The organism is Blautia sp. An81, from assembly GCF_002161285.1.
GTDB classification, from domain to species: Bacteria; Bacillota; Clostridia; order Lachnospirales; family Lachnospiraceae; genus Blautia; species Blautia ornithocaccae.
Map to the genome: position 1 here is coordinate 43,144 of NZ_NFHH01000025.1, position 12,324 is coordinate 55,467.

At 37.5% G+C, this 12,324-nt stretch carries 14 protein-coding genes; 13 read left to right on the top strand and 1 reads right to left on the bottom strand.

The genetic code is table 11. The annotated features are described in order from the left end of the window. The first annotated feature begins 109 nt into the window (after nt 1-109). From B5G33_RS16925 to B5G33_RS16965, 9 genes are all read left to right on the top strand, one after another. Entirely contained in the window at nt 110-1,693 is a 1,584-nt protein-coding gene (locus tag B5G33_RS16925) for a DUF2075 domain-containing protein (RefSeq protein WP_087418467.1), read from the top strand. 19 nt (nt 1,694-1,712) lie between these two features. Next, a complete protein-coding gene (locus tag B5G33_RS16930; protein WP_087418468.1) occupies nt 1,713-2,051 on the top strand; it encodes a nucleotide pyrophosphohydrolase in 339 nt (112 codons plus the stop codon). 1 nt (nt 2,052) lies between these two features. Beyond that, nucleotides 2,053-3,156 carry an HNH endonuclease domain-containing protein gene (locus tag B5G33_RS16935; RefSeq protein WP_242974744.1) on the top strand — a complete coding sequence of 368 codons (1,104 nt, stop codon included), beginning with the start codon at nt 2,053-2,055 and terminating at the stop codon, nt 3,154-3,156. 4 nt (nt 3,157-3,160) lie between these two features. Further along, nucleotides 3,161-3,751, top strand: coding sequence for a class I SAM-dependent methyltransferase (locus B5G33_RS16940; RefSeq protein WP_275532835.1), 591 nt, complete (start codon nt 3,161-3,163; stop codon nt 3,749-3,751). Nucleotides 3,752-3,769: 18 nt separating this feature from the next. Further along, entirely contained in the window at nt 3,770-4,597 is an 828-nt protein-coding gene (locus tag B5G33_RS16945; RefSeq protein WP_087418470.1) for a hypothetical protein, read from the top strand. Nucleotides 4,598-4,658: 61 nt separating this feature from the next. Further along, complete coding sequence (locus tag B5G33_RS16950) at nt 4,659-5,105, top strand: hypothetical protein (RefSeq protein ID WP_143276550.1); 447 nt, start codon at nt 4,659-4,661, stop codon at nt 5,103-5,105. A gap of 62 nt (nt 5,106-5,167) precedes the next feature. Continuing rightward, on the top strand, nt 5,168-8,107 hold the full coding sequence (locus B5G33_RS16955) for a DUF3427 domain-containing protein (protein WP_087418472.1): 2,940 nt from the start codon (nt 5,168-5,170) through the stop codon (nt 8,105-8,107). 48 nt (nt 8,108-8,155) lie between these two features. Then, a complete protein-coding gene (locus B5G33_RS16960; protein ID WP_087418473.1) occupies nt 8,156-8,542 on the top strand; it encodes a (deoxy)nucleoside triphosphate pyrophosphohydrolase in 387 nt (128 codons plus the stop codon). A 152-nt stretch (nt 8,543-8,694) separates the two neighbouring features. Beyond that, nucleotides 8,695-9,480 carry a hypothetical protein gene (locus B5G33_RS16965; protein WP_087418474.1) on the top strand — a complete coding sequence of 262 codons (786 nt, stop codon included), beginning with the start codon at nt 8,695-8,697 and terminating at the stop codon, nt 9,478-9,480. Between the two features lie 220 nt (nt 9,481-9,700). Here B5G33_RS16965 and B5G33_RS16970 read toward each other — a convergent pair whose 3' ends face one another. Beyond that, a complete protein-coding gene (locus B5G33_RS16970; RefSeq protein ID WP_087418475.1) occupies nt 9,701-9,898 on the bottom strand; it encodes a helix-turn-helix domain-containing protein in 198 nt (65 codons plus the stop codon). A 117-nt stretch (nt 9,899-10,015) separates the two neighbouring features. Here B5G33_RS16970 and B5G33_RS16975 point away from each other — a divergent pair, with 117 nt between their 5' ends. The 4 genes from B5G33_RS16975 to B5G33_RS16990 form a co-directional block, all read left to right on the top strand. Then, the gene (locus tag B5G33_RS16975) at nt 10,016-10,369 is read left to right on the top strand and encodes a hypothetical protein (protein ID WP_087418476.1); all 354 of its coding nucleotides are present in this window, start codon (nt 10,016-10,018) and stop codon (nt 10,367-10,369) included. Nucleotides 10,370-11,011: 642 nt separating this feature from the next. Next, nucleotides 11,012-11,398 (top strand): plasmid mobilization protein, encoded by a 387-nt coding sequence (locus B5G33_RS16980; RefSeq protein ID WP_087418477.1) that lies wholly within the window; start codon nt 11,012-11,014, stop codon nt 11,396-11,398. 219 nt (nt 11,399-11,617) lie between these two features. Beyond that, nucleotides 11,618-11,812: a hypothetical protein gene (locus tag B5G33_RS16985; protein WP_442856617.1), complete on the top strand. Its 195-nt coding sequence runs from the start codon at nt 11,618-11,620 to the stop codon at nt 11,810-11,812. After that, nucleotides 11,802-12,324, top strand: a 523-nt coding sequence (locus B5G33_RS16990; RefSeq protein WP_087418479.1) for a replication initiator protein A, incomplete at its 3' end; no start/stop codon positions are given. The genes B5G33_RS16985 and B5G33_RS16990, both read left to right, overlap by 11 nt.

Sequence of the window (12,324 nt, forward strand, 5' to 3'; positions counted from 1 at the left end):
AAAATTTAAGATATATATTCACGTAGAATAGGAGGCTCTCTCGGAGAAAATATTACAAGAGAGTTATTATTTTTTTAACGAAAGATGATACTGGAACAAGGTGGTAAGTATGTTTAAGATAACAGAAGGTGATTTTAAAAAACAAAAATATGGAGAAGAAAGTTATCTGTCAAACTGGCCAATGCTTTACATATTAGAAAATGGCAAACAGGCATATATCGGGCAATCTAATCATGTGATAAATCGCATGTCTCAACATTATCATTCTATAGATAAGCGTATTTTTGATAAAGTACATTTCATCTATTCTTCGAAATTTAATCAATCAGTTACGTTCGATTATGAATCGAAACTCATTCAGTATATTGTTGCGGATGAACTATATGAGGTTCGTAATAAAAATGCTGGGATGGCTGATAAAGAATATTACGGAAAAAAAGAATATGATGAAAAATTCCATGTTTTGTGGCGAAGTCTTCAGCGCTCAAAATTAGTTAAGCATTCTTTGGAAGAACTTGAAAATTCTGATTTGTTTAAATATTCACCGTTCAAGGAGCTGAATAATGATCAGAGAGCAGCGGTGGATAAAATTATGGATTCCTTAAAAAAGGAAGATAATCAAACAATTGTTGTAAATGGGATGCCTGGAAGTGGAAAGACAATCGTTGCAATTTTTTTAATGAAATATTTGAGAGACAGTGATGAGTTTAGAGATAAAAAAATTGGTTTTGTAGTACCTCAGACTTCATTAAGAAAAACATTGAAAGGGATTTTTAAAAGCATTTATGGACTAAAAGCATCAGATATCTTATCTCCGTCGGATGTAACAAAACAGAATTACGATATTTTGCTTGTGGATGAAGCGCATAGGCTTCATCAATATAAGAATATTTCATATATGGGCCCCTTTAAGGCATGTTGTGAGCGCATAGGATTAACTACAGAAAGTGACGAATTAGACTGGATTCTGCACCAATGCAAATGTCCCATACTATTTTATGACGAAATGCAAGTGGTAGGACCATCGGGAATTGATGTACAAAGATTTCGTAGGAAGATGAAGAATGATCAATCAAAACGTATTTTAACGTATTTTAATCTCCTTACCCAGATGAGAGTAAGATGTGGAAATGACTATATTTCTTATGTCAAAGAATTATTATCTGGAACTGTGAAAGAGAAGAAGAATTTCTCAAATTATGATCTGAAAATAGTGACAGACTTTAAAAAATTTAATCAGCTGATGTATCAGAAAGAAAAAGAAGTTCAGTTAGTAAGAATGGCGGCAGGATATGCCTGGGATTGGATCAGTAAAAAAAATAAGTCATTATACGATATTGAAATTCAGGGAATAAAAAAACAATGGAATCATTGTACAGAGGGATGGGTCCTTTCGAAAGAAGCCGTTGATGAAGTGGGCTGTATACATTCTACTCAGGGATACGATTTGAATTATGGCTTTATAATTATGGGAAATGAAATAGGCTATGATACAGATAAAAAACGTATCATCATTCGACCACAAGAGTATTTTGATCAAAACGGTAAAAAAACAGCAGATTATGGAGAACTATTAGAGTATATTCAACATATTTATTATGTACTGATGACCAGAGGAATTCAAGGCACATATCTTTATATATGTGATCCTGATTTGAGAGAATATTTTTCACAGTATATAGATGTACAGTAAGAAAAAAGGGGAGGTCTATATGAAACAGGAGACAATAGATGAAGTATTGAAGTTTAGAGACGATAGGAACTGGAAACAGTTTCATAACCCGAAAGATTTGGCAATTTCCATCAGTCTGGAGGCGGCCGAACTGTTGGAAGTATTTCAATGGAGTGCAGATGATGTCTGGTGTGATGAGAAAAAAGACAAGGTCAGGGAAGAACTGGCGGATGTACTGAATTATTGTATCTTAATGGCAGATACCTGCGGGTTGGATCTGGACGAGATCATTCAGGAAAAGGTGAAGAAAAACGCTGAAAAGTATCCGGTAGAAAAAGCATACGGACATAAAGAAAAATATACGGAGCTGGGAGAATGACATGCAGCTGCCACATTCTGATATATTGGATATTGCCCATTTTTCCAGATTGTTTGATAACAAAAGCGAGTGTTACAAATTATTTTGGTTTCAGGCGATTGCACGGAAAATAAAAGAAGGACAGAAAACAATTACATTTGAAACGTTGATTGATGAAATGATAGCAGATGCCTGGTATATGGTTTTGGAGTACCGGTTGAATCTTGGCCCTAATGATGCACTGGAACGGGTGGTCCACCGGCTGGGTGAGATCAGTAATATGAAATCCTGTGAGAAGAAAGACGTTGTTCTGGAGTATGTGAAGACATGTAAAGATAAAGAAGTTTTAGCCATGAAACGGACGTTATCTTACAATGTTCCGTATCGTTTACAGGCGCCTTTTATGGAATCTATGAAAGGAAAAGAATGGAACAGATCCGGGGAAAATCTTGCGGAAAGAATTAATCAGGAACAAAGGCTGATGTATTATTTTTTGCAATTCAGTGGCCTGAACACTCAAATCCAGATACAGGAAGAATGGGTGGATTATATTGACCGTAATTATGAAATTATACAGGGATGGGTGGAATTAAATCTGATCCAGTATCTTCAGAGAAGGAACCCCAGCGTCCCGGGAATCGTGGACAAGCTTTATCCACCGAAAGAGCGGAACCTGGAAAAGGTGAAAAAGTATTGGAAAATGCTTGTTTCCATAAAACCTGTCTGCGAAATCTATGGGGAAAATCCACTCAATGAAAAGAATATTTCCATTGATCATTTTGTACCCTGGTCGTATGTGGCACATGATGAATTGTGGAATCTGACGCCTACAACCCGGAGTATCAACAGCAGTAAAAGCAATAGCCTTCCGGACTGGAATATGTATTTCCCATTATTATGTAAAATGGAATATCTGTCCTATGAATTGATGTGGGAATATCCGGAAGTACATAAAGCCTTTGACAAATGTGCGAAGGAGCATCTGAACAATCAGGAGATCAGGCATAAACTTTATCAGAGTGGTCTGTCGGAAAGGGAGTTTTCTGGGCGTTTGGAGGAGGTTATGTTTCCGGTCTATCAGTCGGCAAAAAGTATGGGATTTTCCAGTTGGAGCTTGAGGACATAAGATGATGTGTAATTACTACGAAAGCAATGCAGAACACTACGCGGCAGAAACAATTTACGCTGATATGTCAGAACAGTATCAAAGCGTTCTGCCTCTGTTAAAAAAAGGAGCAAAGATTCTGGATGTGGGAAGCGGGAGCGGACGTGATGCATGTTATTTCCAGAAACAAGGATATCAGGTGACTGCATTGGAACCGTCGAAGAATCTAGGCAGAGAAATCCGGAAAGTGTTTTCTGGAGAAATTGTATGTTCGGATATCCAGAGTTATCAGACGACGGAACGGTACGATGGGATCTGGGCGTGTGCGTCATTGATTCATCTGCAGGAAGAAGAAATACTTTGCTTTTTTAAGAAGATTGACATGTATCTGAATGACAATGGAATTGTATATGTTTCCGGGAAAAGTGGAATTTCCACAGGAGAAGTGGAGGACGGACGTTTTTTTCTTGAGTTTACTGAACAGCTGGTAGAGAAAATCCTGACGGTAAATAAACAATTGCAGCTGGAGCAGCTGTGGTATACCGAAGATGTAAGCGGGAGACGGGGATTTCGGTGGCTGAATGTGGTTTTAAGATTGAGAAGAAATAACTCTTAATGATAAGCGGTGAGAGCAATGAAAGTAGTTTTAAGTCGTAAAGGATTTGATAGCGCTAATGGCGGTATCATGAGTCCTATTTTTGAAGATGGGACAATGGTTTCATTCCCTATCCCAAGTAAAGATATGGAGAAGGACAACATTCGGTATGACGAATTGTTTTGTGATGGAATATGTATGAAAACAATTTTGAATGCGCTTGGGTATCGGGGAGTAGAGCATTGCCATTTGGATCCCGATCTGGTGAAAGACAGAAGGCGGGAATCAATTCGTGAGTGGACACCGGCTTTTGGACAGATTAATCAAGCTGCAACTTATCTAAAGAATCAACATATTTCTGAAGGAGATCTATTTCTTTTCTTTGGCAATTTTCGTCATATAAAGCAGAATCATGGAAAGTATGAATATGTTCGAAGAACGGATAAAACAGAGGATACTTATCTGGGAATGCCGCTGCAGGTCGTATGGGGATATTTACAGGTTGGGGGCATTATCACTGATCCTGACGAGCAAAAGAAATTGTTTTGGCATCCACATGCCTGTGATAAACGTATTTATGAAGAGAAGAATAATGTGATTTTTACAGCAAGCAAACAACTTTCCTTTGCTCCCGAAATGCCGGGTGCAGGTACATTTCTGTATGATAAAAAACGTGTGCTGACGATGCCTGGAAAATCAAAAGCGACCTGGAAATATTGCAAAGCATATGATACTGATAACATCGAAAGCAATCGAAAGAATTCTGAGAAGGGTATTGATGAAGGTATTTATTATGCCGGGATCTGGCAGGAACTTGTCTTAAAAGAAAATCGTATTTCTGAAGAATGGGCGAAATCATTATTTTAGTAAATCTGTTGTTGAAGATGTGACACAGAGGTATAGTGAGGGATTTATGGAGAAAAGGTACTTGTCAGATTCAAAAGTTCAAAGAGAAGCGGAAGAAATAATATTTGAAAATTTAAAAAGCAAGTTAAAATGTAATGATTTACAGAGTAATGTAAGAATACTGATTTCAAAGGAGAATAGTATATGGATTTGTCCCGATTTTTATTCAGAGGAAAAACATATAATAGGTGAGATTCATACCCATCTTGGGAAATTAAAGTCTGCGCAATTACATAAAATAGAAGGCGATATTTTAAAAATGCTTCTTTTTGAGAAGTGTCATAATGGAGAACAATATAGAAAAATGATTGTCGTTTGCGATATTGAGGAATACACTCAGTTGAGTGGAAATTCATTTGTGGCAGAGGCAATCAGGCAATTTGATATAGAGTTGCATTATATTCCATTGGAACAAACACTGATTAATGAGATAAAACAAGCTATGCAAGAGCAGAATTTATATCATTAGTGAGAAAAGGTAAATTGTGATACAATATATACAACTATAAAACCTCGAGGAGGTTACTGGTAATGCAGTTACATAATGATAAAATAACAACATTGCAGACAGCAATCCAGACAGCATATCTGGATCATACTATAAATTCTAATCTGGCATATCGACCGGAATTTATTTCAAATAATTATAAGCTTGGGAAAAAAGTTCTTGTTTCAATTGAAGAAGAATTACAAAGATGTGAAGAATTTTTTATCAGTGTCGCTTTTATTACCAAGAGCGGAATTACGCCACTTCTTCAGACTTTAAAAGATCTGGAACAAAGAAATATTCCGGGGAAAATCCTGACGACAAATTATCTTATGTTCAGTGAACCAGAGGCCCTGGAAAAGCTGGCAGGATTAAAAAACATCGAATTGAAAATGTTTGTTACTGGTGCAGAAACCGGCGGATTTCATACAAAGGGATATATTTTTCGTGAAGAAGAAATTTATCGGATTATTATCGGAAGTTCCAATATGACACTCAGTGCCATTACAAAGAACAAAGAGTGGAATACCAAAATTGTCTCTACAGAACAGGGTGAGTTGACGCAGTCAGTTTTACAGGAATTCGATGAGTTATGGCGGGATGAGCATTCCTTAGCATTTGAAGATTTTATTGATGCTTACCGTCAAGAGTATCTGAATGAAAAAATGATTCGTAAGCAGAAGCAGCAGGCGGTATCAGAGCAGGTCGTAGAGCTTGAAAATTATCGGTTAAAGCCCAATAAGATGCAGGTCGCTTTTGTGAAAAATGTAATGGAAATGAGAGCACAGAACATAGATAAAGCCCTTCTTTTAAGTAGTACAGGGACAGGAAAATCCCTGGCTTCCGCATTTATGCTGCGGGAGATGGGGACAAGAAGGGCTCTGTTTATTGTTCACAGAGAGCAGATTGCCAAGCAGACATTGAAAAGTTACAAAAGAGTTTTTGGATCATCAAGAACTTACGGACTTTTATCAGGAAATAGCAGAGAGTTGGGGGCAGAATTTTTATTTGCCACTATGCAGATGATGTCGAAAGAAGAAATTAGGTCTCATTATAGTCCAGAGGACTTTGATGTTATTATTCTGGACGAATGTCATCATGTGGGTGCAGAGAGCTACCAGAAGATTATGCAGTATTTCAAGCCAAAGTTCTGGCTGGGAATGACTGCTAGTCCGGATACCAATCAGTATGATATCTATTCGATTTTTGATCATCATATTGCCTATGAAATACGTCTTCAGCAGGCTCTTGAGGAAGATTTACTATGCCCTTTCCATTATTTTGGAATTACAGATTTGGAAATAAATGGAGAAGTATTTGATGATAATGCGGGCGTAAAGAACTTTTCGAATCTGATTTCTGATGCCCGAGTCGATTATGTGATTGACAAGGCAAATTATTATGGATTTAGCGGAGACCGAGTAAAAGGGCTGATTTTCTGCAGCCGAAAAGATGAGGCAAAAGAATTGTCGAAAAAGTTTAATGAGCGTGGATTGAGAACGGAGGTTCTGACTGGAGAAGATACTCAGGAACGACGTGAAAGTGTGATTGCCAGACTGACAAATGATGAAGATGGTGAGGATCAGCTGGATTACATTTTTACCGTAGACATTTTTAATGAAGGTGTCGATATCCCGGAAATCAATCAGGTTATTATGCTAAGACCGACTCAATCTCCGGTAGTGTTTATACAGCAGTTAGGCCGAGGACTCAGAAAATATGAAGGAAAAGAATATGTAGTGATTCTTGATTTCATTGGGAATTATATGAACAACTTTATGATTCCTATCGCTTTGTCTGGGGACAGAAGCTATAACAAAGACGCAATGCGCCGTTACATCAGAGAAGGAGCCAGAGTTATTCCGGGAAGTTCTACTATTCACTTTGATGAAATATCAAAAAAGAGAATCTATGCGTCTATTGATACAGCAAGAACCAATGATATGAAGCTGCTTAGAGAATCTTATAAAACTTTGAAATATAAGTTGGGAAGGATTCCAACAATAGGGGATTTTAAAAAATTCGGATCTGTAGACGTGACAAAAATTTTTGAAAAGTGCGGATCTTATCATAACTTTTTGAAAAAATATGAAACAGAATATCAGGTGCATCTGACGAATCAGGAAGAAATTATAATAGAATATTTTTCAAAGAAACTGATAGCTTACAAAAGAATTCATGAGCTGGAAATGCTGAGAATGCTGATCAGTAGGGAAAATCGTCTTTTGCAATATCGGAAGCTCCTGCAGGAAAAATATCATGTTGGCATGAATGAACAGGTAGAGAGATCGGTGATCCGCAATCTGAAAAATGAATTTCCGAAAGAAGAAGAGCGGCGTAAATATTCGGACTGTGATCTTGTAGAAAAAAATACAGATGGAAGCTATTCTCTTTCCTCAAAATTTCAGAAGGCACTCTTGAATAAAAACTTTAGGCAGATGATCTTGGAATTGTTGGATTTTGGTATAGAACAGTGGAAGGAAAAGTATGGACAAATTTATAGAGATACCAATTTCACATTATATCAAAAATATACATATGAAGATGTATGTCGTTTGCTTAACTGGAACAAAAACTTAAATGCTCAGAATATTGGAGGCTATTATTATGATAGTGATACGAAGACGCTTCCTGTATTTATTAATTACTACAAAACAGAAGATGCAATTGCTTATGAAGATCGTTTTGTATCGGAAAGTCATTTAATTGCACTTTCCAAACATCCAAGAAAAATTACATCCAGCGATGCTGTTCATATTTACAAGCAGTCTGAAGAGGATAAAAATAATCGGATTTTTCTGTTTGTCAGAAAAAATAAGGATGATAATGAAGCAAAAGAGTTCTATTTTCTGGGGGAAATCTTTGCAGAGGGAACTCCGAGACAGATTTACATGGAAAAAACAAAGGACAATGCCTTTGAGATAGACTATCGATTAGACGTGCCGGTAAGAAGTGATATCTATGATTATATTGTGAGTGATTGATGGTAGAAAACGTAAGAATAACTAAAAGAAACAGAATGGAGAAATGTGATGAAGACTGTACGTGTAGTAGCAGCGGTAATTAGAAAAGATGATAAAATTTTTGCCACCCAAAGAGGATATGGAGAATTCAAGGATGGATGGGAATTCCCTGGAGGAAAGATTGAGGCTGGAGAATCACCTGAACAGGCCCTTGCCAGAGAAATCAAAGAAGAGTTGGATACCGATATCAATGTGGGAGAACTGATTGATACAATCGAATACGACTATCCGAACTTTCATCTGTCTATGGACTGCTTTTGGTGTGATATTGTGAAAGGTGGATTGGAGTTGAAAGAGCATGAAGCAGCTAAATGGCTGACAAAAGAGAAGTTGTACAGTGTAGAGTGGTTGCCAGCAGATGTGGGATTAATTGAAAAGATAAAAAAGGAATTGTAAGGATTACTGGTATAATCCCAAAGTTCTGTGTATTCTTTGTTTATTTAAGTTACTGTGAAAGAGGAAGTTTAGGAAATTGAGATAGAGAAGTAGGCAGCGATTGACAAGTCAGTAGAGTTTTCGAAAGAACTGGAGTATAGGAGACCAGTATTATGAATTATTTTGATGATGAGTTAAAAATAATAGAGAAAGTACAAAATTTAGAAACAGAATCAGTTTTACTTGCAACATCCAGTGACGAAGAAGCGGAAGTTTTTCAGTCAATATATAATAGTGACAAATGGAAAGATTGGATTAATTCTTCTGGAAAGTCTGATCCGCCACCTGATTTTTATAATGATAGATTAGGATTTATGATGGATGTGATGAGGATAGATGATCACGCATTTGTAAATAAAGACGGTAAGATTATTAATCCTACAAATATGCGGGAAAGTAGAATACAAAAAGAAATTAAACAGAGTGGAATACTTGATGTTTTTCCAAATGTAAAATCTATAATGGTGAATGCTATAACTGATTTACCTACAAATGAAGATCATAATTATAGTTTTTACTTAAACAACTTTAGACGTGTAGTTATGCAACACAATGAAAGCATTGGTTTGTATCGTAAAAACCATCCGGGATACAAGACGATATTTTTGGTTTTTGATGAGTCGAGTGGCTATATTGAATCTGAATCTCTTATAAATCAGCATGTGATTAAAGGGTACCCACATTATTGGTTTGCTGATCAGGCTTTTGTAGAAGTTATAAAACGGGTGAGTGCGGATTTTATTTTTTGGTTTGCACCGTTTAAGTATTATGAATTATTATCAGAACAAAATTTTCCTGAATTGCCCCAGGCATGTATATTCTCATTAAAGAATTTAAGCAAATTAATTGCTAAACCGATAAAATATGAAGCAAATTTAATGAGGAGTGCAGAAAAATGAGATGGGTACAATATTGAAATTGAATACCTTGAGAAAGTTTTGAGTAAAAATAGGGAATGGATAGATCCTAAAAAGAGAAAGAAAAGTTTTTTGCAATAATGTCGTGATGTTTATTCATAGGCAATTGGTAAAATGAACAAGAAAAATCCATTAAGTTAGCGAATTATTGAATGGAGAATATAGAAAAGGATTTTGAATATATTATTTAGTAGCTGTTAATTTAATTATGAAATCTCACGATTTTATTCAAATCATCACATTCCAAAATTCTTGAAAGTTTCTCCAGGGTGTTCAGTGTAATGTTCTTATTCTTTTTCAGAGAATCCAAGGTTTTATTATCGATACCGCTTTTTAAAAGCTGGTACTGAGTGATCCCTTTTTGTTCCATGGTTTCCCATAGTGGACTAAAATCTATCATATTGAACACCCCTTTCCGTTTAAAGATAATTCAATTATAGGGGCTACCGTTGGAAAACAGTATTGTGGAGATATTCACAATACTATATAATAGATATGTGAACGGGAGGATCCTATTATGCATGAAGGGGAAAAAATAAATAAGAGACTATGTAAATTTTTTATTGAGATATTTGAATTCACAGATGAACAATTAGCAGCGATAGATTGTCAAATTCCCATGACACAAGAGATTTATGATTCTATCCTGGATTGTTGCATGGAACTGGGAACGGCTGCTGATGATTTGTTTTATAGGATGTTACTTGAGTATCCGGACTTTCTGTCTGTTTACGCCCAGAAAATAGAAGATGAAGTAAACGAGAAATATGCAGATATAGATATACCAGAATCTTCCCCGGAAGAATTAGATGCTGGCTGGGAAGATCTATGTCAAAGAATCCGGGAAAAATACGGAGAAGATGCAATATAATAAAATGTATTTTCAATCATAAGTCGAATATGGCCGATACGCATTCAGTTTGAAACTGGGTGCGTTTTTTTTGCCTTTTTTAAATATCCTATCTCCAAACACTGTATAATCCTCGAATTTCCTTTCTATAAGTGAGGGGAAATATTTTTTGAAGCAGAAAATTAAAAGATTTTTCGAATCTCCTTGTATTTCTGCCTCTGACAATTGGGTTAAGTGAGGGGATCTTTAAAGAATAAAAAAGATAAGAGTGGATCTAGTTGATAAGAATAAAATTTATTTCTTTTTGACCCTGTATAATAGCCGCTCCCGGTTACGTTAAGTGAGGGGGTAGATATTATAGAGCAAGATCCACCCGTGTTAAGCGGTTATGCCATTCCTGGCAGTCCTCTAACTTACAGGTTGAGCTCTTGATGGGGATTTTTCCAGAGCAAGATCCACCCCGTAATACACTATCGTGTTTTCCTGTGTAGGGCTCTTGCCTGGGATTTCGATTCCCCATACCCTCGATGATCTGCCGATCTGGCAGATATTGGCGTCCACTGGAAAGTGGGACGCAGCACAAAAGGAAGATTCCGGCAGGACTGCCGGTTCTCCCCTTTGTGGTGTTACTGAAGTAACTGAAAGAAAAAAGGAGATGAAGTCATGAGAAAAAAGAGAATGGAACAAGAACTGAACCATCCGCATTTTGTCGGAGTCCGGCTTTCGGATATTGAGCTGGAACTTCTGGACAGGAAGGCGGAGATTCTGGGGGTGTCCAGATCCGAATGCCTGCGGAAATTGCTGGTGGAAAAGGAGATTGTGCATCGGGTAGAAGTGGTCGCCGATATGGAAGAACTGAGAAGTCTGGTGGGGGCATATGGAAAGATCGGTGTGAACCTGAATCAGATCGCACGGTACTTCAATACGGGCGGGGAGCGTTCGCTGGCTATGGAAGATGAAATCCGTCACTGCATTGCGGAATTGTTTGCACTCAGGGAAGAAGTGTTGAAGATGGCAGGGGATTTTGAACGGGATTATCGTCGCAGGTAAAGTAGTCCAGACAAATTGTTCTAAAATGATACCGAAACACGACCAAACTGCATTTTTGACTGCTAGACAGGAGAAACCCCAGGCAAATATATTTGAGGTCAAAAAAGCCTGTCGTAAAGGGCAAAAAATGCAAAAAATGATACCGAAACGTGACCATATTTCGCTGTCCTGTATCAGGTACTGACAGGATGGCAGGAAGGAGGAATGTCTGTGCCGAGAATGAGCAAGAAAAGAAAACAGGAATTGGCTTTTTTTCTCAATGAAAGAAGGCGCATTGCCCACAATGACACCTGCCGGAAATGTGTTGGAGACTGCAAGCAGAGTTTCCGGACGGTGATTGTCTGTTGCCCCTGCTATGAATCCAAGCGAAGCCGTCGGCGGAAGATCAGACAGAAACAAAAGGATGGATGTTAAGAATAAAGATCAGATGGCATACATGACGGATCAGACCCAGATTCCGGTATATCTTCCTTACCCACGGTTTCTGCTGGGGATGGATCTGACTCAGACAGCCAAGGTCCTGTATGCTCTATTGCTGGATCGGGCGAGTCTTTCTAGGAAGACAGGGTGGAAGGATGAGGAAGGCCACATTTTTGTGGTTTATCCCATTGCTTATCTGGCTGACGATCTTAGAAAGAGTCCCATGACTGTAAAAAAGGCATTGAATGAACTGGAAGAAGCCGGACTTCTGGTAAGAAAAAAGCAGGGATTTTCAAAACCGAATCTGCTGTATGTCAGAATTCCGGCAGAGGGAAAGAAAAGTTTCCCTGTGAAGGAAAGAAAAGTGTCCCTCAAAGGGAAAGAAAATGATACTTATGAGGGAAAGAAACCTGTCCCTGTGAGGGATAGAAAAGTATCCCCTAATTACTTAAATAATAGTTACTTGATGTATAGTCAAACAAATAAAGAGAGAGAAGCGCGCTCTG

Coding starts and splice junctions, on each gene's coding strand:
- B5G33_RS16925 (WP_087418467.1), top strand. CDS start 110: ATGTTTAAGATAACAGAAGGTGATTTTAAAAAACAAAAATATGGAGAA.
- B5G33_RS16930 (WP_087418468.1), top strand. CDS start 1,713: ATGAAACAGGAGACAATAGATGAAGTATTGAAGTTTAGAGACGATAGG.
- B5G33_RS16935 (WP_242974744.1), top strand. CDS start 2,053: ATGCAGCTGCCACATTCTGATATATTGGATATTGCCCATTTTTCCAGA.
- B5G33_RS16940 (WP_275532835.1), top strand. CDS start 3,161: ATGTGTAATTACTACGAAAGCAATGCAGAACACTACGCGGCAGAAACA.
- B5G33_RS16945 (WP_087418470.1), top strand. CDS start 3,770: ATGAAAGTAGTTTTAAGTCGTAAAGGATTTGATAGCGCTAATGGCGGT.
- B5G33_RS16955 (WP_087418472.1), top strand. CDS start 5,168: ATGCAGTTACATAATGATAAAATAACAACATTGCAGACAGCAATCCAG.
- B5G33_RS16960 (WP_087418473.1), top strand. CDS start 8,156: ATGAAGACTGTACGTGTAGTAGCAGCGGTAATTAGAAAAGATGATAAA.
- B5G33_RS16965 (WP_087418474.1), top strand. CDS start 8,695: ATGAATTATTTTGATGATGAGTTAAAAATAATAGAGAAAGTACAAAAT.
- B5G33_RS16970 (WP_087418475.1), bottom strand. CDS start 9,898: ATGATAGATTTTAGTCCACTATGGGAAACCATGGAACAAAAAGGGATC.
- B5G33_RS16975 (WP_087418476.1), top strand. CDS start 10,016: ATGCATGAAGGGGAAAAAATAAATAAGAGACTATGTAAATTTTTTATT.
- B5G33_RS16980 (WP_087418477.1), top strand. CDS start 11,012: ATGAGAAAAAAGAGAATGGAACAAGAACTGAACCATCCGCATTTTGTC.
- B5G33_RS16985 (WP_442856617.1), top strand. CDS start 11,618: ATGAGCAAGAAAAGAAAACAGGAATTGGCTTTTTTTCTCAATGAAAGA.